This is a genomic window from Acidimicrobiales bacterium, from assembly GCA_036378675.1.
Taxonomy (GTDB): domain Bacteria; phylum Actinomycetota; class Acidimicrobiia; order Acidimicrobiales; family Palsa-688; genus DASUWA01.
This window is the reverse complement of record DASUWA010000040.1, coordinates 1-24,356: the sequence shown is the minus strand read 5'-3', so window position 1 is coordinate 24,356 and position 24,356 is coordinate 1. Positions and strand designations below refer to the sequence as shown.

Here is a 24,356-nt window from a genome sequence, read left to right as displayed (position 1 = left end):
CTAAGTAGCGGTCTCCCCGCCGGCCGAAGCCGGCGCCGGCGCCCCGACCGACTGCTCGAGCACCTGCGCCACGTCGACAACCCTGACCGACTCCGGAGCGGCACCCTCCGCCTGGCGGGCTTTAGTGGCGTCGTCAAGCATGATCAGGCAGTACGGGCAGGCGGTGGAGATGGTGTCGGCACCGGTGGCGAGGGCCTCGTCGGTCCGGTTGGTGTTGATCCGGGTGCCGATCTTCTCCTCCATCCACATCCGCGCTCCGCCGGCGCCGCAGCAGAAACCGGTCCGGCGATGGCGGTGCATCTCGGTGACCGACACGCCCGGCACGCTCCCAAGAACTCCGCGCGGCTCGTCGTAAACCTCGTTGTGGCGGCCGAGGTAGCAGGGGTCGTGGTAGGTGATGTTCTGCTCGACGGGATTCTGCGGGCGCAACTTTCCATCGGCGAGCAACCGTTCTAGCAGCTGGGTGTGGTGCATCACTTCGAACTCGCCGCCGAGCGCGGGGTACTCCCGCGCGATCGAGTTAAAGCAGTGCGGGCACGACGCGACGATCTTCTTCACGCCGGCGCTGTTGAAGGTCGCGATGTTCATCTGTGCTTGGGTCTGGAAGAGGTACTCGTTGCCGAGCCGGCGTGCGGGGTCTCCGCTGCACGACTCGCGCGGGCCAAGCACGCCGAAGGCAACACCCGCGCGGTGAAGCAGCCTGGCGATGCTCTGCGTGGTGCGGCGGGCGCGCTCGTCGAGGGCGCCGGCGCACCCGACCCAGAACAGGTACTCCATCTCTTCGGGGATGGTGCCCGTGACCACAGGGACCTCGAAGTCGAGCCCCTCGGTCCAGTCGAGCCGGTGACTCTGCCCGAGACCCCACGGGTCGCCCTGGTTCTCGATGTTGCGCAGCATGAGGCCGGCCTCGCTCGGGAACCGAGCTTCCATCAACACCTCGTACCGCCGCATGTCCAGGATCGTGTCGACGTGCTCGATGTCGACCGGGCACTGCTCCACGCACGCTCCACATGTGGTGCACGACCACAAGACGTCGTCCTGGATGACGTCGGGAACCAACGGCTTGGCGGAAACGCCGTCCGACGCGTCGCCGTTCGTGCCCTTGCCGGACAGAAGCTCCGAGGCCGACTCCATCATGTGGTCACGAAGGTCCATGATGACGAGCTTCGGGGACAGCGGCTTGTCGGTCGCCCACGCCGGACACTGGTCCTGACAACGACCGCACTCAGTGCAGCTCAAGAAATCGAGGCGCTGCTTCCACGTGGTGTGGGCGATCAGACCGGTGCCGATCACCGTGTCCTCGGTCATGTTCTCCGGGTCGAGATCGGGTGTGGTGGCGAGGGGACCGAGTGCCTTGGGCCGGCGGGAGAACAGGACGTTGGGCTCCGAGACCACGATGTGAAGGTGCTTCGAGTGGAGCAGGAACACCGCGAACGCCCAGATCACCCCGATCTGGGCGAGGATGAACGTGGTCTCGAGGTGCATGTTTGTCGTGTGGCTGAAACCGGAGAACGCTCCGGCGATCAGGCGTGACGCGAATGGCCACCAACTCTTGCCGTAGGGAAAGTCACCGGTGTCCACCTGCGCCCCCCGGTAGAGCAGAAGCGTCGCAATGACAAGGAAGATCAGGCCGAGGGTGATCCACGCCGCCGTGGTATGCGATCCGTAGAAGCGGCTCTTCCGCGCTTCTCGCTCCGGCGACTGAACCAGCCGGATCACCGAGAAGGTGATGATGCCGACTAGAACGCCGACTGCGAAGAGGTCCTCGATGAAACCGAGCGCCTCGTTCCCTGTTATCGCGAAGGTCTTCGAGAACAGGGCGCCGTAGGCCTCGGCGATCGTGAACATCAAGACGATGAATCCCCAGAACACCATGAAGTGAGCCACACCAGGCACGCTCCAGCGGAGCAGCTTGCGCTGCCCGAACACGTCGAGGAGTTCGGCCTTGAGCTGGGCGCCCACATCCTTCATGCGGCCGGGAGCGGGCTTGCCGTTGGTGACGAGGCGGAACAGGAACCCCAGCCTCCACAGCGCGACGGCCACGCCGGCACCCGTTAACGCGAAGCCGATGGCAATTCTGAGAGCCACTCACATCCTCCAAATCGTCCGAGCCACACCGGTCGGGCCGGAGAAGGCCGGATAAAGAGCGACCGGCCACCCTAGCCGGAACGATTATGGAGTGCCCAAACCGCCGGAGTGCCTGTCCAAAAACGAATAGACGTCGGTGAGGTCGACTCCCGGATGGGGGCTGAACACGACCGTGTCGGTCGGAAGACCGGACACGAAGTGACTGTGGTCACGCGCCGACGGCCAGGCGACGCCCTCCCACCGCTTCACCGCGTTGGCGGGGGGACGCCTGCAGCACTCCGGGTCGGGGCAGCGCGAGACCGTCCGCCGCGTCGTGTCGCTACCCCGGAACCAGTGGGCTTCCTCCTCACGGGTCCCGACCGTCACTGCCTCGCCGCGATCCTGCTCCACTCCAATATGGGTGCAGCACCAGAACGTCCCGGCAACCGTCTCGGTGTACTGGTAGTGCACCGCGTACGAGTCCTCGGACTCGAACGCCTGCCGGCTCGACCACCAGCGACACAGCCGCTGGCCCTCGATCGTGCCGTCGGCGTCGGATGGGAAGAGGACCCCGTCGTTTTCGTACGCCTTCCATAGCAGCCCGTCCGCGTCGGAGCGCTGGAAGTGGACGGGGATCCCGAAGTGGCGGGTGATCAGGTTGGTCAACCGGTGTGCCGCCATCTCGTAGGAGATGTAGAACATCTCGTTCAGGTCCTCGACGGAGATGTCCTCGCGGGCCTTCGCCGCACGCAGGACCCGCACCACCGCCTGCTCCGGGGCGAGCAGCGCGCCGGCGAAGTAGTTCGCCTCGACCCGCTGCCTGACGTACGACTCGAAGTCGGACGGGTCACGGTGGCCCAACGCGAAGCGGCCGACGGTCTGGGCGATGACCGACCGGGCCGACCTGGTGCCTCGCGTGAGGTTCCGCTGCGGGACGTAGATCACCCGGTGACGGAGGTCGCTGATCGACCGGGTCGACGGCGGAAGATCCTGGACACGGGCGATGGTGAAGCCGAAGTAAGCGGCCAGATCGGTGAGGTTCCGCTCCGACACGGCCCCCTGGCCGGCGTATCCGACGGCAGCCAAAGCCTCCCCGGCGACCCGCTCGATCTCCTCGAAGTAGTTGTCGCGCTTGCGCATCTCCTCGCGCATGGCGGCGTTGGCGACTCGGGCGCCTGCCGACACACCGCCACCGCCACCGCCGTCGCCAGAGGACTGCCCACTGGAAGCGGGCGCCGTGGACAGCTCCCGCACCTTGTCGAACAGACCTACCAGGTGCTCGAGAGCGACATCGTCGAGCCGGGCGCTCGGCCTCAGGTAAGGCAGCCGAAGCGCCTGGTAGCGGGGATCCTCCTGGACATGGGCCAGGGCCACCTCCAGCTCGGCCCGCCGGTTCGGGGCGGTCGGCGAGAGAAGGTCGGCCGGGCGACACCCGAGGGCGGAGGCGAGCTGGTTGACGGTCGAAAGCCGCGGCTCGCGGTGACCGTTCTCGAGCTGGGAGAGGTAGGAGGCGGGTCTTTTGACCACCTCGCCGAGCGCTTCGAGGGTCATCCCGGCCTGCCGCCGGAAGTGGCGGAGGCGGTGGCCGAACACCAGTGGATCAAGAGGTTCGGACGTCATCTATATCGAAAGTTTTACACTTTTTCACGAGAAACGCAACCTCACAGGTTGTTCAACTCGACAACTCCGGCATTTTTTTCCATAATTGGTAGGTGCCTCGCCAGAACGTCACATTCACGCCGCACCCGCAAGCGGAACAAGTCCTCACCCCCGAGGCCATCGAGTTCGTTGCCGAGCTGCACGAGCGCTTCGACGCCCGCCGCCGGGAGCTGCTTTTCGAGCGGGTTGAGCGGCAGGCCCGCTTCGACGCCGGCGAGCGCCCCGACTTCTTGGCGGAGACGGAGTCGATCCGGCTCTGCGGATGGACGGTGCCCGAGGCGCCCAAGCCCCTTGCCGACCGCCGGGTAGAGATCACCGGGCCGGTCGAGCGGAAGATGATGATCAACGCCCTCAACTCGGGGGCGAAGGTCTTCATGGCCGACTTCGAGGACGCCAACTCCCCCACGTGGGACAACGTCATCACCGGGCAGGTCAACCTGCAGGACGCGGTCCGCGGGACCATCGAGCTGGTCACGCCGGAGAAGAGCTACCGGCTGGCGGACGAGACCGCGACCCTCGTCGTGCGTCCCCGCGGCTGGCACCTGACCGAGAAGCACTTCACCATCGACGGCGAGCGGATCTCGGCAAGCCTGTTCGACTTCGGTCTGTATCTGTTCCACAACGGGCGCGAGAGCCTCTCCCGCGGGTTCGGCCCGTACTACTACCTGCCCAAGCTCGAGGGCCACAAGGAGGCCCGGCTCTGGAACGACGTCATGTGCGCGGCCGAGGACCTTCTCGATCTCGACAGAGGCTCGATCAGGGCGACCGTTTTGATCGAGACAATCACCGCCGCGTTCGAGATGGACGAGATCCTCTACGAGCTTCGTGATCACATTTGCGGGCTGAACGCCGGCCGGTGGGACTACATCTTCAGCGTCGCCAAGCGGTTCCACAACGACGCGAACTTCGTGCTCCCGGACCGCTCCCTCGTGACGATGACCACGCCGTTCATGCGCGCGTACACAGAGCTTCTGGTGAAGACCTGCCACATGCGCGGCGCCCACGCCATAGGCGGGATGTCTGCCTTCATACCCAACCGCAAGAAGCCCGACGTGACCGAGGCCGCGCTGGCCAAGGTGACCGACGACAAGCGCCGCGAGGCCGGCGACGGCTTCGACGGCACGTGGGTCGCCCACCCGGACCTTGTCCCGACCGCGATGGCGGAGTTCGACGCCGTGCTCGGCGACCGCCCCAACCAGCTCGACCGCCAGCGGCCCGAGGTTGCCGTCGGACCGGGACGGCTGCTCGAGGTCGACCACCCGCGCGACGGGATCACCAAGGCGGGCCTCAAGACCAACGTCTCGGTGGGCTTGCGCTACCTGGTGTCGTGGCTGTCGGGCACTGGAGCCGCGGCGATCGACGACCTGATGGAGGATGCGGCCACCGCCGAGATCAGCCGTGCGCAGATATGGCAGTGGGTCCACCACAAGGTGATCCTCGCCGGCGCGGAGCGGACCCCCGTCACCGCAGAGCTGGTTCGCCGCATGCTCGACCGCACTGAAAAAGAACTCGCCGAGGCCGGCTACGAGCCGGAGCTGATACGGAACGCTCGGAATGTTTTCGAGCAGGTGGCCCTCGACGACGAGTTCATCAACTTCTTGACCCTGCCCGCCTACGAGCTACTTCCCTGACCGAAAGGATCCAGTCCCAGCCATGACGACGCACACTGCTCCCGCAGGGGGCAACGGAGCTTCGCACTCACCGTTCGAGACCGCTGTCAACGAAATCGAGCGCCAGTGGGCCAGCGACCCGCGCTGGACCGGCATAGAGCGGCCTTACAGCGCAGCGGACGTGGTCCGCCTGCGAGGATCGATTCAGGTGGAGTACTCGCTCGCCCGCCAGGGTGCGGAGCGGCTTTGGTGGCTGCTGCACAACGAGGACTACATCAACGCGCTCGGCGCGATGACAGGTGGCCAGGCCGTCGAGATGGTCAAGGCCGGCCTCAAGGCGATCTACCTTTCCGGGTGGCAGGTCGCGGCCGATGCCAACCTTTCGGAGCAGGTCTACCCCGACCAGAGCCTGTACGCCGCTAACAGCGTCCCGACGGTGGTGCGCCGCATCAACAACGCGCTTCGCCGCGCCGACCAGATCGAGTGGGCCGAGTCCGGCGGCAAGCCAGGCCCGACGGGGCAGCGGCACTGGATGGTGCCGATCGTCGCCGACGCCGAGGCCGGTTTCGGCGGTGCCCTCAACGCGTTCGAGTTGATGAAGGGCATGATCGAGGCGGGCGCTGCCGGCGTTCACTGGGAAGACCAGCTGTCGTCGGAGAAGAAGTGCGGCCACATGGGCGGCAAGGTCCTCATCCCGACCGCGCAGCACATCCGCACCTTGTCCGCCGCCCGTTTGGCGGCCGACGTGTGCGGCGTGCCCTCGATCGTCGTCGCCCGGACCGACTCGCTCGGCGCCACGCTTCTCACCGCCGACGTGGACGAGCGGGATCAGCCGTTCTGCACCGGCGAGCGCTCGCCGGAGGGCTTCTACTACGTCCGCAACGGCATGGACATCGCCGTCGCCCGCGGCCTGGCCTACGCGCCGTACGCCGACCTGATCTGGTGCGAGACGTCAACTCCAGACCTGGAGGAGGCCCAGACGTTCGCCGAGCGGATCAAGGCGGAGTACCCGGACAAGCTGCTGGCCTACAACTGCTCTCCGTCGTTTAACTGGAAGAAGCATCTCGACGACGAGACCATCGGTCGGTTCCAGAAGGAGCTCGGCTCGATGGGCTACGCGTTCCAGTTCGTCACCCTCGCCGGCTGGCACGCGCTGAACGAGTCGACCTTCGAGCTGGCACGCGGATATGCCGAGCGCGGCATGTCGGCCTACGTCGACCTGCAGCAGCGTGAGTTCTCGTTGGAGGCCGATGGCTACACCGCCACCCGCCACCAGCGCGAGGTTGGCGCCGGCTACTTCGACGACATCATGAGCACCCTCACCGCCGGCGTGTCCTCCACGCTGGCGCTGCACGGGTCCACCGAAGAGGCGCAGTTCACCAAGTAGGCGTCGGCGGGCTGGCCGCTGGCCGCTGGCGGGCTGGCCGCCTGGCCGCTCCTCCCTTCAGCTCGTTGCGCGCTGCCCCCATTGAGGCGGTTGCTCGCTCTCTAGAGCGTTCTAGCTCGTTTTTGTGTGACATCCGGTTTCTCCGGGACATATGCGCGCTTAAGGCGCACAGATGTCACTCAAAAACCAAATGTCCCAGAAAACAGGCGGCTCGACGGCGCCCCCGCCTACTATCCCGCGCATGCCAGGCGCCTTGGACGAGTACACCCGCGAGAGCTTCAGTGACGGCGGCATCACTCACGACATCTACCGGGCGGGTACCGGCCCCGCTGTCATCGTCATCGCCGAGATCCCCGGGATCACGCCGAAGGTGGTGGCCTTCGCCGACCGCGTGCGTGAGCTCGGGTGCACCGCGGTCCTGCCGCATCTGTTCGGAACTCCGGGCAAGCCCGCGAGCGGGCGCTACGCGATGGAAACCCTCGCCAAGATCTGCGTCTCGAAGGAGTTCTCTTCTCTCGCACTCGGTCACACCGGCCCCGTGGTGTCGTGGCTGCGCGCTCTGGCGCGGCGGGAGCACGAACGCTGCGGAGGGCCCGGTGTCGGCGCAGTCGGCATGTGTTACACGGGCGGGTTCGGCCTCGCCATGGCGATCGACGATTCGGTGATCGCCCCGGTGCTGAGCCAGCCGTCCCTGCCGTTCCCGGTGACCAAGTCGAGGCGGTCGGACATCCAGTTGTCACGCGACGACTGGGCACGGATTCAAAAGCGCGCCACCGATGAAAGCCTCTGCGTGATCGGATTGCGATTTACGGGGGACAAGGTCGTACCGGGCTCGCGCTTCCGGGCGATCAAAGAGAAGCTCGGAGACAACTTCATCGCCGTCGAACTCGACTCCTCACCCGGTAACCCTCACAATCACCCTAAAGCCGCGCACTCGGTCCTGACCGAGCACCTCGACGACAGACCTGGCACGCCGACCCGGGCGGCACTCGACCAGGTTCTCGAGTTCTTCCGCAGCCGCTTGGTGATGGGAGAGCCCGCGCCCGCTTAAGCGGCGGCGAGAACGCTGCGGCCGATCGGCAGCTGCGAGCAGAGCACAACCGATTCGATCAGCGTTCCATCGACGCGGCTGCGGATAACGTCGACGGTGCCGGTGGCGCTGTGGTGAACGACCGCCCATGGCGATGCCTGACCGGTTCGAACACACTCGACGGCCCGATCGGTAGCCGGCGCGCAGACCCAACACGGGCCGCTCCGTCCGCTCAGAGAAATCACCAGATATTGACCGCCTGCGCCGTGACCGATCGCGACTTGGGTGCCGTCCGCGAGGACAAAGGACTCTCGCAATTGCAAGTGGCCCGGCACCTTCTCCATGTCTTCGCTATCGGCAAAACCCGCTTAAATCTTGAAGATTTCGAGTCCCCACGCCGCCTCGAACGGGATCCCTTCGGGCAATAGGACCATCCCGTCCCGATTGCGCAACATGTCGGGCGCGCACGTCATCGGCTCCACCGCGAGACCACGCCGGCGGCGATCCGGCTCGGCAAGTGTGTCGCCGGTGTACACCATCAAATGGGTGAAGTTGTCGTCCATCCAGAGGCGAGTCCCCTGACCTGACGGATGGCGAACCTCGACCATCGCACGTCCAGTCGAGTCGCGTTCGAATTCGGTGAACGCGACATCGAGCTTCGCCCGTCCGATGCGCTGCGCAACGCGGAAGTCGTCGTCCGTACCGTCGACCGGGCCCTTTGAAACCGGCAGCCCGCGCTCATCGCTCACGTACGAAACCGCGGCCGGAACCCGTAAGTCCAACTCGTCGACCGCTGCCCCGAACGCGGCGATGTACGGATGCCAGCCGAGCCCGATGGGGCAGGGTCCGGGGCCGCCACTATTGGTTACCGACGTGGTAGCGGTGAGGCCCTCGACACCCAGGTCGTACTTGACGGAAAGATCGAGGAGCCAGGGCCAACCCGGCTGCGGGTAGAGCCGGCAGCCCAGTCGCATGGTCGACCGATCGCCGGCGCCTTCATCTTGTTCGAGCAACGACCAGGGCAGCCAACGCACCAACCCGTGGATCGCGTTGGAGTGCTCCGGTTCGCTCAAAGCCAACTGATAGGTGGCGCCCTCCCACTCCCAGCACCCGTCGCCGACCCGGTTCGGCCAGGGCGCCAGCAGCTGGCCGCGACCTCCCGAACAGATCGCCGTCTCCGGGTAGCCGTCGAGCACGTTGAGATCTCCGGACCGGTAGGAACGGATCCCGCCGCCTACTTCGACGGCGACGAGTTCCTGGCCTGAGCCGGCGATTCGGAACTGTTGCCCGGACGGCACGAAAGGGCCTGACATGGCGGCCATCGTCGCACAAGCCCCGGAACTATCCCGGCCGACTTGCGACCCCCGCCCCGGCCCGGGCGACCCCGACTTGATCCGATCGCAGACGCGACTCCGACCTGATCCCAGACGCGACGAAGGGCCTGGCGGGGGGGGGAGCCAGGCCCTTCGCATAACCGCTTCCGGTCCAGTGGGGGGGAAATACCGGCCGAAGCGTCGATGCCAGTATGCCAACGGCATGGCTATCAGGCAAACAGTTTTAGCAGATAAACAGCATCGCTGTTAGCGATAGCCCTGCTCAACTCCCCTTAGCAGAGGCCCAGAAGGGCGCCTTCAGCTCCCGCTTAAGGACCTTCCCCGATCCTGTCTTGGGCAGATCCGCTACGAAGCTGACCGATCTCGGCACCTTGTACCCGGCGAGATGCTCCCGCGCGTAGGCGATGACCTCATCCGCAGCCAGGTCCGGGCGAGCAGGCACGACAACCGCGTGAACGCTCTCGCCCCACTCCTCGTTCGGGATCCCGAAGACGGCCACCTCGTATATGTCGGGATCGCTGTCCAGCGCCGCCTCGATCTCCGCGGGGTAGATGTTCATGCCCCCGCTGATGATCATGTCGTTCTTGCGGTCGGCGATGTAGAAGTAGCCGTCCTCGTCGAAGTACGCGATGTCCCCGACCGTGTGAAAGTCTCCCCGCGTCGCTGCCCGGTATTTCTCCTCCGCCTTGTAATAGGAGTCGAACACCGTCGCAGCCCGGACGTACAGCTCGCCGGTCTGGTGCGGTTCGGTGACCTCGTTGCCTTCCTCGTCGAACAGCTTTATCTCGATTCCCGGCGCCGGCTTGCCGCACGAGCCCGGCTTGCGGAGGTGATCTTCGGGCGCGAGGACGGTGTCAACTCCGAGCTCGGTCGAACCGTAAACCTCCCACAACGACTCCGGTGGGAAATCCGCCAGGTACATCTTCTTCAACGCCAACGTCCACGGTGCTGCGTTGGCGATCAACCGCTTCATCGACCTGCGGTCGTACCGCGCTTTAACGTCCGTCGGGAGGCTGCAAATCATCCGAACAGGCGTCGGCGCGGTGAAGGTCGTGGTCACCTTGTACTTCTCGACGAGGCGAAGCCAGTCTTCGGGGTCGAACTTGTGTTGAACCACGACAGTGTTGCCGAGCGCATGCGCAACAGCGGCGAAGCCACCCGGACCCGAGTGGTAGAGGGGCCCGGTGGTGACGTACACGTCATCAGGGACGTATCCAATCAGCGAGATCAGCCGAGCGCCGGTTGCCGGATCAAGCGAAGCCGAGCGGACCGCTCCTTTCGGCTTTCCCGTGGTTCCCGACGTGTAGATCATCGTCGTACCGGTGACCGGGCCTCCCTCGCCGGCGACTTCGACCGGTTGGAAGGTGTCGGGATAAGTGTCCAGGGTGCGCTCGAGGCTGCCGTCCCCGTCGAACACCAGCACCTCCCGCACTTTGGGAACCTGTCCGCGGATGCCGAAGATCAGGTCCTCGTACTCCGCGTCGACGTAGACCACCTCGGCGTCGCTGTTGTCGACAACATACGCCGCCTCCTCCGGCGTGAGCCGGTAGTTGAGCGGCACCCCTATCGCGCCCACCTTTCGGATGGCGTGGGTCATTGCGAGCAGCCCGGCGGAGTTCTGCCCGCACCAGACCACCTTGGTCGAGTGGCCCACGCCCAACTTGGACAGGTGGTTGGCGAGCCGGTTTGCCTTCTTGTCGAGCTCGGCAAACGTCCACGAGAGGACCGGCTCGCCTGGGCGATCGTCGATCACCGCGAGCTTGTCCGGCTGGGTCGACGCGTACATCGCTAGAAGGTCCATTGCTAGGGCACCACCCGATCAGAAAAACGATCCCGCAAGTCCTTCTTCGAAAACTTCCCCACCGACGTTTTCGGCACCTCCTCGATGAACTCGACCTCGTCGGGCAGCCACCACTTGGCAACCCGCGGCTTCAACCACTCGATTACGTCTTGTTTGGTCAGACTCTCGCCCGGCTTGAGAACGATGCACGCCATCGGACGTTCCATCCAGCGTTCGCTCGACACCGCGATCACGGCCGCTTCGGCGACAGCGGGATTGGCCATCAGATGGTTCTCGAGCTCGACCGAGGAGATCCACTCGCCGCCGGATTTGATCAGGTCCTTGGTCCGGTCGACCAGGCGGATGTACCCGTCAGGGCTCACCGCGGCGACGTCGCCCGTTCGCAACCACTCGTCCGCAGTAAAGGACGACGCTCCTCGGGGATCGTTGTAGTACTCGCGAGCGATCCAAGGGCCGCGTACTTGGACCTCACCGCTCGTCTCGTCGTCCCAAGGAAGGACCTCGTTCGATGAAGGGTCGGCTATTCGCAGCTCGACCCCGGGCACCGGCAACCCTTGAGTGGAGCGCAGGTTCGCCAGCTCCTCGTCGCTCGACGACGCCCGGTCGCTGCGGACGCGCGCCACGCTCGCCAACGGGCTGGTCTCAGTCATGCCCCACGCCTGCGTGATCGGGATGCCGATCTCGGCCCGGTACGCCTCGGACAGCGCCTTCGGAACCGCTGACCCACCGCAGAGCACGACGCGCAGGCGGTGGGGCTTTCCGGCCAGCAGCGGCCTCGCGCCCATCCAGATCGTCGGAACCCCTGCCGCGACGGTCACACCTTGCCCGGTGATGAGCCCGGCGATCGCCTCGGGTGAGAGGTCCGCACCGGGAAACAGCATTTCGGACCCGGCCATTACACCCGCCTGGCACAGGCCCCAGGCGTTCGCGTGGAACATCGGCACCACGGGAAGCACCACGTCCGACTCGGTGATGCCGACTCCGTCGACCATCATCGCGGCCATCGAATGCAACACGGTCGAGCGGTGCGAGTAGACAACACCTTTCGGGTCACCGGTGGTCCCGCTCGTGTAGCACATCGATGCTGCCGTGTTCTCGTCTTCGACGACTGAAAAAGGATGAGGTTGGGCGCCGGCCAGCAGCTCTTCATAGTCAGAGATGCGCGCGTCGTCAGGGATTTCCGGGCCGCCGTCGCCGCAGTCGTCCATTATCACGACGTGGCGAACCGACTTGAGTTCGTCGAGAAGCGGCCCGAGCAACGGAAGCAGGCTGCGGTCGGCGAACACCACTTCGTCCTCGGCGTGGTTCGCGATATACACCAACTGGTCGGCGAAGAGCCTGATGTTCAACGTGTGCAGCACCCGCCCGCTGCACGGCGCGGCGAAGTACAGCTCGAGGTGGCGGGTGCTGTTCCACGCGAACGTGGCGACCCGTCCGTCGGGGCTGATTCCGAGGTCGTCGAGAACGCCGCCGAGTTTCCGGGTTCGCTCAGCCCAGGTGGCGTACTCGATCCGTTGGATCCCGTTCTTGCTCGCCGTGGCGAGGTTCTTGGTGCCCCAAAGCGACTCGGCTCGCCGGAAGATCATGTCCAGCGTCAGCGGAGTCGATTGCATCAGCCCTTGCATCGCTCGTGTTTCCTCCCCGAAACGTTGTCCGGGAGCATCTTTTCACGCCTGGGCCGGCGCCGTCGCCCGCCCGGCAGGGCGAACCTTCAGCGCGGCCGGCAGAATCAGCCTTCTGCGCCGCCAAACTCGAAATCGAGCCGGGCCTCCTTGAGACCGAACACGAACGCGTTGGCCATCTCGACCGGCGCCGTCCCGGGCGTCAGCTTGAACCGCTTCACCCGCCTGGCCAACTCTTCGAAAAACACCCGGATCTCCATCCTCGCGAGCGCCGCTCCGAGGCAGAAGTGTGTGCCGAAACCGAAGGATAGATGGCGGTTGGGGTTGCGGGTGACGTCCAGCCTCTCCGGTTCCTCGAAATGCTCCGGATCCCGGTTGGCGGCGGAGTACATCATCACGACCTGCTGACCTTTGGCGATCGGATGCCCCGACACTTCGGTGTCGACTGCGGCGACCCTGCACATGTTGTGGATCGGTGTGACGAACCGGATGAACTCGTCCGTCGCGATGCCGAGGTCCGCCCCCGCGCGCAGCTTCTCCCACTGGTCGGGGTTGTCGATGAGGTTCAGGAGCGTCCGGGCGATGACCGTCCTGGTCGTTTCGGCGCCGCCGTCGAGGAGAAGCAGGCAGTCTGCGACCACGGTCTCGATGTCGAGCGGGTTCCCGTCTATCTCCGCCTTCGTCCAGATCGACATCACGTCGTCGGCGGGGCAGCCGCTGCGCTCCATGTAGAGCCCGTACGCCGCGGTTCCGAACTCCTCCACCGCGGCGTAGCCGTCGTCATTGCGGTAGCGAGGACCGCCGCCGAGCATGATCGTGCGCTCCGACCACGCCGCCAGCTCCGGCCAGCGCTCCTCGGGAAACCCGAGCAGCCAGGCGATCGTCATCGCCGGCAGAGGAGCGGCCAGCTCGTTCACGATCTCGGCGGTTCCGCCGTTTGCCTCGACGGCGTCGAGTAGACCGGTCACAGTCTGGCGGACGTGATCCTCTCTTCCGGACACCGCCTTCGGGGTGAATCGCCTCGCGACAAGGTTGCGGCGCTTCTGGTGGATCGGGTCGTCGAGACCGATGATCGCCGGGTCCGCAGGCATGTTCGGCCGGTAGCCACCCTTCAGCTGATCCGAGCTGATGAACACGTCCTTGCGGCTCTCGATCTCGACGATGTCGTCGTAGCGGGACACGCCCCACAGCTCGTTGACCGAGTCCCAGTAGAAGGGGGCGTTTTCACGCAGCCACGCGTACGTCGGGTAAGGGTTGTTGACGTAGAAGTCGCCGTCGAGGAGATCAAGACTCAGGTCAGAAGCGCTCTCGATGCCCATGAAGGTGTTCTAGCAGCGCCGGCCACCTGGAGCCCGGGACGCGGTCCGTTCAGCGGGCCGGACCGAGCCCGATCGCCTTCGCCCAGATGTCGGTCATGGCGGCGACCGCCTGGTCGTCGTCAAAGCGCTGGCCGAGCAGGTGGCGGACCTCGGCGAAGTTCTCCACCATCCCGCACAGCATCGCCGCGGTCAGGTCCGGATCCAGCTTCGAGTCTGCGTCCCCTGACCTCTGCAGCGCGCGCAATCCGCGCGCGGCTCTCTCGACGAACGCCAGCCGTGACGCCTGCCGGCGCTGGCGGAACTCCGGGTTGAACGACGACACCTGGACGACGACCGAGTAGAGGGCAGCGTGGCGGGCGAAGGCCTCAACGTAAAGCCGGTTGGCAGCGGCGATCCGCGCCGCGGGATCGCTTCCGACGACGTCCCCGACATGGGACTGCTGGTACAGCTCGTCGATCAGCACGTCGGCCACTTCGCGAAAGATCTCGTCCTTCGAATCGAAGTACGTGTAGAAGGTCCCGGTCGCCACACCGGCCTCGGACGCGATGTCAGCGATGCGCGCGTCCAGGAAGCCGTCTCTCTCGAACACCCGCGCTGCCGCGCGCACAAGCGCCGCCTTGGTCCGCTGCCCTCGCGCCGTCGCCGGAGCCAACCCCCCCGACGCTTTGGCCGGCCGGACGCCGCCGTCCGCGTGTGCTCTCGCCGGGGCAACCACGGGCTACGCCCCCGGTTCTCTTGGCAGGCCCAGCACCCATTCCCCGATGATGTTGCGCTGCACCGCCCACGTCCCGCCACCGATGGTCAGCGCCGGCGAAAACAAGAAGCCGTAGTGCCACACCCGCTCCACCCCCGGCATCAAGTTCTCCTCGAACCGGATTTCCGTTGCCCCGCCTTTGCGACCCGCAGCCAGCTTGCCGGCGGGACCCGACCCGGCGAGCATGCCCGACGCGCCCACCAGGTCCTTGGCCAGCTCCATCACGCGCTGCCCGTGCTCGTCGGCGAGCAGCTTCTGAACGGACGCCTCCGGCCCGGGAGGGCGCCCCGCCAGCTGCGCGGAGAGGGTCCGCAACCGGATCAGGCGCAGCACCTCCCCTTCGATCCACACTCGCACGATCCGCTGCCGCATCAGAGGATCGGCCGCCGCCCCGCCGTTCGCGTCCGGCGAGCCGTCCCGAATCAAGTCCACCAGATCCTGAGCCGAAGGGCCGCTTCCCCAGAGCACTCCACCAGTCGACAACGACACCCGCTCGTTGGCTAGGGTCGCCTTCGCCAGCCGCCACCCGTCGTTGACCTCTCCTACCAGGCAGTCGGCGGGCAGCCGGGCGTCATCGAAGAACACCTGGTTGAACGAATGCGCGCCTGTCATGTCGATGATCGGCGACATCGTGATGCCAGGCGCGTCCATCGGGCAGACGAAGTACGAGATCCCCTTGCGCTTCGGGGCATCTGCGTCGGTGCGGGCGAGCAGGATCCCGAACTTGGCGATGTGCGCACCGCTCGTCCAGATCTTGGTGCCGTTCACGACCCACTCGTCGCCGTCGCGAACCGCCCGCGTGCTCAACGACGCCAGGTCGGACCCAGCATCCGGCTCGGAGAACAGCTGGCACCAGAACTCCTCGCCGGCCAGCGCGGGCCACAGGTACCGCTCCTTCTGGGCGTCGCTGCCGGCCATAAGGATCGTCGGCGCCGCCCAGCCGATCCCGATCGGGTTCGCCGGCCGGCCCACGCCCGCCCGCCGCAGCTCCTCGTCGATGATCAGCTGATGGACCGGGTCGGCGTCGAGGCCGTACGGGGCCGGCCAGTGAGGAACGACGTAACCGGCCTCGGCGAGCTGCCGGCCGGTCGGTGACGGGTGCTCCCCCAACCAGGAGCGCACCGCCAGGCGCTTCGGATCGTCGTAAGAAGCCAGCTCAAAGTCCATCGGGGTCCTTCCCAGGTCCTCGTTGCCTGACCATCCGTCGGTCTAAATGGCCCTCCCGCCGGGACGGTTGCGCCCTCGGCACCCCTCCAGTATCTTCAGAATCTGAAGTTGAATTCAAGTTTGAAAAAGAGGTTGCCGGCCCGCTCCTCTCGCCGGTGGTGCCCAGACAGGGGGGAAATGATCTTCACCGAGGACCACGAGGCCTTTCGCCAGTCGGTCAGGGGAATTCTGGAACGCGAGATCGTTCCTCACGTCGAGGAGTGGGAGGAAGCCGAGATCTTCCCCGCGCACAGGGTGTTCAAGGCTCTGGGTTCGGCGGGACTGTTCGGACTCGAGTACGACCCCGAGTACGGCGGGCAAGGGGCCGACCACTCCTACACGGTCGTCCTCGGCGAGGAACTCGGGCGGATGGGCTGCGCCGGAGTGGCTATGGCGATCACCGTCCAGACCGACATGGCGACTCCCTCGCTGCACAGGTTCGGCAGCGATGACTTGAAGGAGCGTTACTTGGCGCCCGCGTTGCGAGGCGAGATGGTCACCTCGATCGCGGTCAGCGAACCGGACGCGGGTTCGGATGTGGCCGGCATCAGGACGAGAGCGGTTCGCGACGGAGACGAGTGGGTGGTCAACGGTTCCAAGACATTCATCACCAACGGGACCCAAGCCGACTGGCTGTGCCTTCTGGTTCGAACCGGCGACGAGGCCGGCTACCAAGGGATGTCACAGATCGTCTTTCCCACCGACACACCCGGATTCTCCGTCAGTCGAAAGCTGCGAAAGCTCGGAAACCATTCCTCGGACACCGCAGAGCTGTCCTTTGTCGACGCACGGGTTCCGGTGTCGAACACGATCGGCGCGATCGGCCAGGGGTTCCAGCAGCAGATGGCTCAGTTCCAGAACGAGCGGATGATCGCCGCGTACACCGCGGTCGGTGCGATGGACGGGGCGTTGCGGCGGACCGCCGACTACTTGAGAGAAAGGAATGCATTCGGCAAACCGCTTCTCTCGAAGCAGTACATCCAGTTCCGCCTCGCCGAGCTCTCCGCCGAGGTCGACATGCTCCGCCACTACAACTACGCGTGCGCCGAGGCGTACATGCGCGGCGAGGACACGACCCGTTTCGCGACCATCGCGAAACTAAAGGCCGGGAGGCTGCAACGCGAGATCGCGGACTGGTGCCTTCAGTTCCACGGAGGCATCGGATACATGGCCGAGACCTGGGTTTCGAGGTACTTCCGCGACGGGAGGCTGCTGTCGATAGGGGGCGGTGCCGACGAGGTGATGCTCTATGTACTGTCCCGCCTCGACGGCTTCAGCGCATAGATGCCTCCCGTAGCCGAACTCATCGAAGACCTGAAGGCTGAGCACGAGTCACTCGACAGAGTGGTGCGTGAACTCGATGCCGCGCAGTGGCGGTTAGCGACCCCAGCAGCGGGCTGGGACGTACGCGACACAGTTAGCCACTTGTGCTTCTTCGATGAAGCCGCGACGCTGGCGATCGACGATCCTCCGCAGTTCGAAACCTGGAGGAACGAGCTCGTCAGTGACATGGGCGCCGGCTCCACCCCTGACGTGGACATCGGTCGCGAACTTGCGAATGACGCCGCCCTCTTCCAGCGATGGAGGCTCTCGCGCGACAAGTTCGTCGACGCGGCCGGAACCGCGGGCGCCACGGAGGATCCCCCCCGGATCGCGTGGTTCGGTCCGCCGATGAGCCTTGCCAGCTTCGTGACCGCGAGAATCATGGAGACGTGGGCCCACGGCGTGGACATCCGCGACGCGCTCAGCCTCCCGCTTGCTCCCGAGGCGGTCAGCCCCAGACTTCGGCACGTGTGCCACATCGGGTACGGCGCGAGAGCCTTCACCTTCGCGGCCCACGGTGTAGCCGACCCCGGCGACCCGGTGGCGTTCGACGTGGAGGCTCCAGACGGCTCCAAGTGGACCTGGGGCCCAGCGGAAGCCGAGCAACGAATTACCGGCTCCGCGCTGGAGATCGCCCTCGTATTCACCCAGCGCCGGCACCCGAGCCGCACCGGAGTCAAGGCGACCGGAGCTACGGCCGAGGCGTGGATCGGCATCGCCCAGGCGTTCGCAGGACCACCAACGATCACCGCCGAGGACCGCTAACAGTGCCCGCCCCGGTTATCCCGAGCAACGTCGACCGCCACGATCCGATTTTCAAAGCCAACCACGCCGGAATGGTCGCCCTGCTGGACGAGATCAACCGGCTCCTTCGGCAGGCATCCGAAGGAGGCGGATCGAAGGCCATCGAGCGACACCGCAGCCGCGGGAAGCTCCTCGTGAGGGAACGGGTTGCGCTCCTGCTAGACCCCGACTCCCCGTTTCTCGAGCTGAGCCCGCTGGCCGGGTACAAGACCGACTACAACGTGGGCGGAGGCATGCTGCTCGGCATAGGAGTGGTCGAAGGCACCGAATGCGTGATCATCGCCAACGACCCGACCGACCTCGGCGGCGCGATGACAGCGGTCAGCATTCCGAAGCTGATGAGGGCGCTCGAGGTTGCACGGCTTAACCACATGCCCTACATCCAGCTGGTCGAATCCGCCGGCGGGGATCTTCGCGGTCTGGCCGCAGGCGACGACCCCGACGCGGTGATGCGCCGCAACCTAACCCACTTCGCTGAGACCGGACGGATGTTCCACGACATCACCGAGCTGTCCGCGCTCGGCATCCCGACGATATCCGTGGTGTTCGGAAGCTCCACCGCCGGCGGCGCCTACCAGCCGGGGTTGTCGGACTACAACATCTTCGTTCGCGGCGGGGCGAAGGTCTTCCTGGGCGGACCCCCGCTCGTGAAGGTCGCGACCGGAGAGGATTCGGTGGACGAGGAACTCGGCGGAGCCGAGATGCACTCAACCACGAGCGGGTTGGCGGACTATCTCGCCAACGACGAATACGAAGCCATCCGCATGGCGCGCGACGTCATCGCCCATCTTCACTGGCGCAAGCAAGGCCCCGGTCCAGTGACTGCAAACCCCGCGCCGCCGATATACGACCCCGAAGACCTGCTCGGTCTCATGCCCGTCGACCTGCGTGCGCCGGTCGAAGTGCGCGAGATCATCGCCAGGATCTCGGACGGCAGCCGGTTCGAGGAGTTCAAGCCTCGCTACGGGCCGACCCTCGTCACCGGGTGGGCGCAGATTCACGGCTACCCCGTCGGCATCCTTGCCAACAACGGGGTGCTCTTTTCCGACTCGTCGCAGAAAGCCACGCAGTTCATCCAGCTGTGCAACCAATCGGATACTCCGCTCCTGTTCCTGCAGCACATAACCGGCTACATGGTCGGGCGCGAATACGAGCGAGGCGGGATCGTCAAGCACGGCAGCCAGATGATCAACGCTCTTTCGAACTCCAAGGTGCCCCACGTCACCGTCATCCTCGGAGCGAGCTACGGAGCCGGGAACTACGGCATGGGCGGAAGGGCGTTCGACACCCGCTTCGTCTTCCTCTGGCCCACCGCCAAGATCGCGATCATGGGCCCGAAACAGATGGCCGGGGTCATGTCGATCGTTCGTCGTGACCAGGCGGCCCGGAGGGGCCAGCCGATCGACGAGGAGATGGACGCTGCCATCACCAAGGCGGTGGAGGACTTCGCCGAAGCCCAGTCTCTCGGCCTCTACGCCACCGGCCGCGTGGTCGACGACGGGATCATCGATCCCCGAGACACCAGGACGGTGGTAGGGATGGCCCTCTCGGCCTGCCACAACGCTCCGGTGAAAGGCGCTGACGGTTTCGGGGTGTTCCGCCTGTGATAAGTCGACTGCTCATAGCCAACCGGGGTGAGATCGCTCGACGGATCGCGCGCACGGCTTCGCTCATGGGTGTACAGACGGTCGCCGTCTATTCGGAAGGTGACGCCGACGCGCCGTTCGTGACGGAGCTCGACACGGCCATTCCGCTTCGGGGCCGGACCGCCACGGAGACCTATCTAAATATCAATGCCCTCCTCGAAGCAGCACGGCGCAGCGGTGCCGACGCAGTCCACCCAGGCTACGGGTTCCTTTCCGAGCGAGCAGCGTTCGCCCAAGCGGTGATCGATGCAGGGCTCACCTGGGTGGGTCCGCCCCCGGACGTCATCAGCGTGATGGGCGACAAGCTGACCGCCAAACGACTGATGGCCGAAGCCGGCGTGCCCGTCTTGCCGACATGGGAGCTCGCCGCCGACGACGTGCGTTTTCCTGTTCTGGTCAAGGCCGCCGCCGGAGGCGGCGGAAAGGGCATGCGAGTCGTCGCGTCCAGCGATTCGCTCCAGGAGGACGTGGCCTCGGCCAGGCGAGAAGCCGAGGCGGCGTTTGGCGACGGGACGGTGTTCCTCGAGCGATACGTGACCGATGCCCGTCACGTGGAGATCCAGGTCCTGGCTGACGCACACGGAAACGCGGTCCACTGCTTCGAGCGGGAATGCTCGATCCAGCGACGGCATCAGAAGATCATCGAGGAGTCGCCATCGCCCGCCGTCGACGACGAGCTCCGCGACCGGATGGGGTCCGCCGCGCTGGCCGCCACAAAAGCGGTCGGATACCAGAACGCCGGAACGGTGGAGTTCGTCCTCGAACCGGGCGGAGACTTCTGGTTTCTCGAGGTCAACACCCGTCTGCAAGTGGAACACCCGGTGACCGAGGCGGTGACCGGGTTGGACCTTGTCCGCGAACAGCTATCGATCGCGTGCGGACAACCGCTGACGTTTGACCAGTCCGACCTTTGCATGAACGGGCACGCCATAGAGGCACGCCTTTATGCCGAGGACCCGGCTGGGGGCTTTCTGCCTGCCACGGGAACTCTCCTGGACTGGGAGCCTCCCGCGGATCCGGCGGTTCGCTGGGACTCCGGCGTCGAGAGAGGCTCCTCGGTTGGCGTCGAGTTCGACCCGATGCTCGCAAAAGTGATCGCCCACGCGCCCAGCCGCACCGAAGCCGCCCACCGACTTGCTCTTGCTTTGGAACGCAGCCGGATCCGAGGCGTCACCACTAACCGCGACTTTCTTGTGGCCGCCTTGCGCAACGAGAAATTCCTCGACGGAGACACGACCACCTCATTCATCGACCGGAGCGGAGTGCCGCTCTCGCGTGGTGTCTCGGCCGACGAACTACGTATCGCATCCGTCGCCGCGGCGCTGGCGGACCGAGCCGAAGCGGTCAGCACCCGCCCCGTCCTCCGAAGCTTTCCCGCCGGCTGGCGCAACACACCCATGCCACCCGAAACGCGCACCTTCGTTCACGACGGTGAAGAAGTCGACGTCAAGTACCGCTCCAACCGGGACGGCACCCTCGACTTCGACGGGCGCACCGTCAGATTGCATTCTGTAGACGCTGGATGGGTTGACTTCGAGGAGGAGGAGGGACTTCGCTCGCGCCATCGACTACATGTCTTCCGGCATCGTGAAAGCGTCTGGGTGCAAGGGCCTGGTGGGGACGTGCAGCTCACGACCCGGCCTCTTTTTCCCGAGCCCGGGCGGGAGGCCGCCGTGCCCGGAGGACTCGTGGCACCTATGCCTGGCAAGGTCATCTCGGTGAGCGTGCAGTCCGGGGACTCAGTAGAGGAGGGAGATGTCCTGATGATCGTCGAGGCCATGAAGATGGAGCACAGGGTGCTCGCTTCGCACGCCGGGACGGTCGGTGAGGTGAGAGCGCACCTCGGAGACCAGGTCAACGGAGGAGACCTTCTCGTCGTGATCGAAGAGCCCGGATGAAGCCGGCCATCCGTATAGCCAACTGCAGCGGCTTCTACGGCGACCGCCTATCGGCGGCACGGGAGATGGTCGACGGGGGACCGATCGACGTGCTGACCGGCGACTGGCTCGCCGAGCTGACCATGCTGATCCTCGCCAAGAACATGCTTCGCGACCCGGCGGCCGGGTATGCGAGAACGTTCGTCACCCAGATGGAGCAGGTAATGGGCGACTGCCTGGACCGCGGGATCAAGGTCGTATCCAACGCCGGCGGGCTATCCCCGAGCGGCTGCGCAGCTGCAGTCGAGGCGGTGGCCGAAAAACTGGGTCTCGACCCGGTGATCGCGTACGTCGAGGGCGACAACCTGGTTCCAAGATTGGACGAGCTGAAAGCCGCCGGGATCTCCTTCACGAACATGGACACCGGCGAACCCCTCGGTGACCGGCTGGTAATGACCGCTAACGCATATCTGGGCGGATGGGGTATCGCAGAGGCGCTGTCCCGCGGCGCGGACATCGTGGTTACCGGGAGGACGACGGACGCCGCGCTCGCGCTGGGACCGGCCGCATGGCATCACGGGTGGGCCAGGGACGAGTTGGACGCGCTTGCCGGCGCGGTTGTCGCCGGTCACGTCATCGAGTGCGGCGCGCAGGCCACCGGCGGGAACTATTCATTCTTCACCGAAGTCCCGGGTCTGGAGCACCCCGGCTTTCCGATCGCCGAGATCGAGGGCGACGGCTCATCGGTCATCACCAAGCACCCGACTCACGGCGGCCAGGTTTCGGTCGGGACCGTGACCGCGCAGCTCCTCTACGAGATCGGAAGCCCGGCGTACCTGAACCCCGACGTCATCGCCCGGTTCGACACCATCCGGCTCTCGAATGACGGGCCGGACCGGGTGAGGATCTCCGGGGTGAAAGGCGAGCCACCGCCGGCGACCGCGAAGGTGTCGCTCAACTATCAGGGAGGTTGGCGGTCGACGACCGTTCTGTACCTGACCGGTCTCGATATCGATGAGAAGGCGACCCTCGTCGAGCGGGCCCTCTGGTCAGAAGTACCGAGGGATTCCTTCGAGGATGTAGACGTGCATCTCGCCAGGACCGACAAGGAGGATCCAGCGACCAACGAGGAAGCCGTCGCCGAGCTGCGGATCACCGTGAAGGACACCGACGAACGGAAAGTCGGCCGGGCCTTCTCGTCGAAGATCACGGAGTTGGCCCTGGCGTCCTATCCCGGCCTGTTCGGCGGGGGCCTGACCTCGGGCGCCCAGGCGTACGGCGTCTACTGGCCAGCCCTCATACCAGCCGATCTGATTCACCAAGAAGTGTTCGTCCGAAACAAACTGACGACGGTCGAGCCGGTCATCGCGCCGAGCGGTGGATGGCCGGTCACGGAGGTACCCACCAAGGCCACCGAGGCGGCAGGACCCAGTGGCGGACAGGACCGGCACCCAGTTGAGCGCGCGCCACTCGGACGGCTCATCGGTGCACGCTCCGGGGACAAGGGCGGGAACGCGAACCTGGGCGTCTGGGTACGTTCTGAAGACGCTTACGAGTGGCTCGCGAACTTTCTCTCTGTCAGCAAGCTCAAGGAGTTCTTGCCCGAAACGCAGTCGCTCGAGGTTCAGCGATACCTGCTCCCCAACATCAACGCGATGAACTTTGTGATCCCCGGCCTGCTCGGCGAGGGTGTGGCATCCAGCACGCGCCTCGACGCTCAGGCCAAAAGCCTCGGCGAGTGGCTGAGAGCTCGCTACGCCGAGATCCCCGTGGCGCTCCTTCGATGAGCAACGACGCAGTCCTGTACGACATCGCCGACCGCGTCGCCACCCTCACTCTCAACCAGCCCGACAACCGCAACGCGCTCACGCCGGCGCTCCTCGACGGACTCGGTGCCTCGCTCGAATCCGCAGACGCCGACCGCTTCGTCCGCGTGATCGTCCTGACCAATAGCGGACCTGCCTTCTGCTCCGGGGCTGACCTCAAAGGCGGCGGTCTGGCTTCGTCGAAGTACGACCTGCCGCAGATCCTCGGGACCATGCAGGACTCGCCCAAGCCGGTGGTCGGCCGCATCGCCGGCCATTGCATGGGTGGCGGCGTGGGGCTCGCGGCGGCGTGCGATATCTCGATCGTCCGTTCCGACATCAAGTTCGGATTCACCGAGGTTCGAATCGGAGTCGCGCCCGCGATTATCTCGGTCGTCTGCCTGCCAAAGATGCGACGCAGCGATGCGCTCGAGCTATTTTTGACGGGCGAGAGAATCAGCGCCGAGCGGGCCGCAGAAGTCGGTCTCATCAACTCGGTCGCCGACCCCGACACCTTCGACCAGGCGGTCGACTCGCTGGTCCGAAAGTTGCTGGCCGGAGGACCCGGGGCGTTGGCGGCCTCGAAGCGCCTGGTCTTCGACATTCCCGGAACCGATCGGGCGACCGCCTTCGCGCGGACGGCCGAGATCTCCCGCCAGTTGTTCGCATCGGACGAGGCCGCCGAGGGCATGACCGCTTTCCGCGAGAAGCGGCCACCCCACTGGCCAGTGCGGTGATGGGCGGGACACAGAGGGCATTCAAACGCCCCTCTGTCCTCACCACCTCACAAGGCTCGTGGGTCGCGCCCCTGAGCCGGCGACAGCACGAGCCGGCCTGACTGAAAGCAAGATCCGCGGTCAGCGAACCCAAGGGCGGCGGCAGACTGACGTGCTCGGGAACCGTCGATCGGATCGCTGTCCCGGCCGTCTTGAGCGACGTTCTGCGTGCACATTCGGGGTTGCCCCGGATCGGCAGTTACACGGGTGATCCTGGGCCTGCGGAGCGAGGGTTATCGAAGCAGATCTGGTGCTTGTTGTCGAGGGGTCACGAGGTGGCGTCGATCACCTTGATGAGGCCGTCGTAGAGCTTGGTGCGGAGCGCGTCGGCGTGGG

The 24,356-nt window shown here is 65.7% G+C and carries 18 protein-coding genes; 9 read left to right on the top strand and 9 right to left on the bottom strand.

Annotated elements, in window-relative coordinates; translation table 11 throughout:
• Both VFZ97_13220 and VFZ97_13215 read right to left on the bottom strand, forming a co-directional pair.
• Window positions 1–2,088: a 4Fe-4S dicluster domain-containing protein gene (locus VFZ97_13220; protein ID HEX6394393.1), complete on the bottom strand. Its 2,088-nt coding sequence runs from the start codon at window positions 2,086–2,088 to the stop codon at window positions 1–3.
• A gap of 84 nt (window positions 2,089–2,172) precedes the next feature.
• The gene (locus tag VFZ97_13215) at window positions 2,173–3,687 is read right to left on the bottom strand and encodes a helix-turn-helix domain-containing protein (GenBank protein HEX6394392.1); all 1,515 of its coding nucleotides are present in this window, start codon (window positions 3,685–3,687) and stop codon (window positions 2,173–2,175) included.
• A 92-nt stretch (window positions 3,688–3,779) separates the two neighbouring features.
• Between VFZ97_13215 and aceB the strand changes: the two genes are divergently transcribed.
• The 3 genes from aceB (at window position 3,780) to VFZ97_13200 (ending at window position 7,774) form a co-directional block, all read left to right on the top strand.
• Window positions 3,780–5,357: a malate synthase A gene (gene aceB, locus VFZ97_13210; protein ID HEX6394391.1), complete on the top strand. Its 1,578-nt coding sequence runs from the start codon at window positions 3,780–3,782 to the stop codon at window positions 5,355–5,357.
• Window positions 5,358–5,379: 22 nt separating this feature from the next.
• Window positions 5,380–6,723, top strand: coding sequence for an isocitrate lyase (aceA, locus tag VFZ97_13205; GenBank protein HEX6394390.1), 1,344 nt, complete (start codon window positions 5,380–5,382; stop codon window positions 6,721–6,723).
• A 241-nt stretch (window positions 6,724–6,964) separates the two neighbouring features.
• Window positions 6,965–7,774, top strand: coding sequence for a dienelactone hydrolase family protein (locus tag VFZ97_13200; protein HEX6394389.1), 810 nt, complete (start codon window positions 6,965–6,967; stop codon window positions 7,772–7,774).
• On the opposite strand, the gene VFZ97_13195 is transcribed toward VFZ97_13200, so the two are convergent.
• The 7 genes from VFZ97_13195 to VFZ97_13165 form a co-directional block, all read right to left on the bottom strand.
• Complete coding sequence (locus VFZ97_13195; protein HEX6394388.1) at window positions 7,771–8,097, bottom strand: hypothetical protein; 327 nt, start codon at window positions 8,095–8,097, stop codon at window positions 7,771–7,773. The two genes, VFZ97_13200 and VFZ97_13195, sit on opposite strands and share 4 nt — an antisense overlap.
• Window positions 8,098–8,121: 24 nt before the next feature.
• A complete protein-coding gene (locus tag VFZ97_13190; protein ID HEX6394387.1) occupies window positions 8,122–9,066 on the bottom strand; it encodes an aldose 1-epimerase family protein in 945 nt (314 codons plus the stop codon).
• A 283-nt stretch (window positions 9,067–9,349) separates the two neighbouring features.
• Window positions 9,350–10,888 (bottom strand): AMP-binding protein, encoded by a 1,539-nt coding sequence (locus VFZ97_13185; protein ID HEX6394386.1) that lies wholly within the window; start codon window positions 10,886–10,888, stop codon window positions 9,350–9,352.
• Window positions 10,889–10,890: 2 nt separating this feature from the next.
• Window positions 10,891–12,513 carry a long-chain fatty acid--CoA ligase gene (locus VFZ97_13180; protein ID HEX6394385.1) on the bottom strand — a complete coding sequence of 541 codons (1,623 nt, stop codon included), beginning with the start codon at window positions 12,511–12,513 and terminating at the stop codon, window positions 10,891–10,893.
• A gap of 104 nt (window positions 12,514–12,617) precedes the next feature.
• Window positions 12,618–13,829 (bottom strand): cytochrome P450, encoded by a 1,212-nt coding sequence (locus VFZ97_13175; GenBank protein ID HEX6394384.1) that lies wholly within the window; start codon window positions 13,827–13,829, stop codon window positions 12,618–12,620.
• A gap of 49 nt (window positions 13,830–13,878) precedes the next feature.
• Window positions 13,879–14,481: a TetR/AcrR family transcriptional regulator gene (locus VFZ97_13170; protein HEX6394383.1), complete on the bottom strand. Its 603-nt coding sequence runs from the start codon at window positions 14,479–14,481 to the stop codon at window positions 13,879–13,881.
• A 66-nt stretch (window positions 14,482–14,547) separates the two neighbouring features.
• A complete protein-coding gene (locus VFZ97_13165) occupies window positions 14,548–15,750 on the bottom strand; it encodes an acyl-CoA dehydrogenase family protein (protein HEX6394382.1) in 1,203 nt (400 codons plus the stop codon).
• Window positions 15,751–15,927: 177 nt separating this feature from the next.
• Between VFZ97_13165 and VFZ97_13160 the strand changes: the two genes are divergently transcribed.
• From VFZ97_13160 to VFZ97_13135, 6 genes are read left to right on the top strand one after another with little or no spacing between them, the layout of a single operon-like run.
• On the top strand, window positions 15,928–17,073 hold the full coding sequence (locus VFZ97_13160) for an acyl-CoA dehydrogenase family protein (GenBank protein HEX6394381.1): 1,146 nt from the start codon (window positions 15,928–15,930) through the stop codon (window positions 17,071–17,073).
• A complete protein-coding gene (locus tag VFZ97_13155) occupies window positions 17,074–17,877 on the top strand; it encodes a TIGR03084 family metal-binding protein (GenBank protein ID HEX6394380.1) in 804 nt (267 codons plus the stop codon).
• A 2-nt stretch (window positions 17,878–17,879) separates the two neighbouring features.
• The gene (locus VFZ97_13150; GenBank protein ID HEX6394379.1) at window positions 17,880–19,523 is read left to right on the top strand and encodes a carboxyl transferase domain-containing protein; all 1,644 of its coding nucleotides are present in this window, start codon (window positions 17,880–17,882) and stop codon (window positions 19,521–19,523) included.
• Window positions 19,520–21,460, top strand: a complete 1,941-nt coding sequence (locus VFZ97_13145) for a biotin carboxylase N-terminal domain-containing protein (protein HEX6394378.1) — start codon at window positions 19,520–19,522, stop codon at window positions 21,458–21,460. Before VFZ97_13150 ends, VFZ97_13145 begins: the two co-directional genes overlap by 4 nt.
• Window positions 21,457–23,226, top strand: coding sequence for an acyclic terpene utilization AtuA family protein (locus VFZ97_13140; GenBank protein HEX6394377.1), 1,770 nt, complete (start codon window positions 21,457–21,459; stop codon window positions 23,224–23,226). Before VFZ97_13145 ends, VFZ97_13140 begins: the two co-directional genes overlap by 4 nt.
• On the top strand, window positions 23,223–23,981 hold the full coding sequence (locus VFZ97_13135; GenBank protein HEX6394376.1) for an enoyl-CoA hydratase-related protein: 759 nt from the start codon (window positions 23,223–23,225) through the stop codon (window positions 23,979–23,981). The genes VFZ97_13140 and VFZ97_13135 overlap by 4 nt, the downstream gene beginning before the upstream one ends.
• Window positions 23,982–24,356 lie beyond the last annotated feature (375 nt).

Excerpts from the sequence above, each read along its gene's own strand:
- VFZ97_13135 (HEX6394376.1), top strand. The coding sequence starts at position 23,223 with ATGAGCAACGACGCAGTCCTGTACGACATCGCCGACCGCGTCGCCACC.
- VFZ97_13215 (HEX6394392.1), bottom strand. The coding sequence starts at position 3,687 with ATGACGTCCGAACCTCTTGATCCACTGGTGTTCGGCCACCGCCTCCGC.
- VFZ97_13190 (HEX6394387.1), bottom strand. The coding sequence starts at position 9,066 with ATGTCAGGCCCTTTCGTGCCGTCCGGGCAACAGTTCCGAATCGCCGGC.
- VFZ97_13160 (HEX6394381.1), top strand. The coding sequence starts at position 15,928 with ATGATCTTCACCGAGGACCACGAGGCCTTTCGCCAGTCGGTCAGGGGA.
- VFZ97_13155 (HEX6394380.1), top strand. The coding sequence starts at position 17,074 with ATGCCTCCCGTAGCCGAACTCATCGAAGACCTGAAGGCTGAGCACGAG.
- VFZ97_13195 (HEX6394388.1), bottom strand. The coding sequence starts at position 8,097 with ATGGAGAAGGTGCCGGGCCACTTGCAATTGCGAGAGTCCTTTGTCCTC.
- VFZ97_13180 (HEX6394385.1), bottom strand. The coding sequence starts at position 12,513 with ATGCAAGGGCTGATGCAATCGACTCCGCTGACGCTGGACATGATCTTC.
- VFZ97_13200 (HEX6394389.1), top strand. The coding sequence starts at position 6,965 with ATGCCAGGCGCCTTGGACGAGTACACCCGCGAGAGCTTCAGTGACGGC.
- VFZ97_13165 (HEX6394382.1), bottom strand. The coding sequence starts at position 15,750 with ATGGACTTTGAGCTGGCTTCTTACGACGATCCGAAGCGCCTGGCGGTG.
- VFZ97_13140 (HEX6394377.1), top strand. The coding sequence starts at position 21,457 with ATGAAGCCGGCCATCCGTATAGCCAACTGCAGCGGCTTCTACGGCGAC.
- VFZ97_13175 (HEX6394384.1), bottom strand. The coding sequence starts at position 13,829 with ATGGGCATCGAGAGCGCTTCTGACCTGAGTCTTGATCTCCTCGACGGC.
- aceA (HEX6394390.1), top strand. The coding sequence starts at position 5,380 with ATGACGACGCACACTGCTCCCGCAGGGGGCAACGGAGCTTCGCACTCA.
- VFZ97_13185 (HEX6394386.1), bottom strand. The coding sequence starts at position 10,888 with ATGGACCTTCTAGCGATGTACGCGTCGACCCAGCCGGACAAGCTCGCG.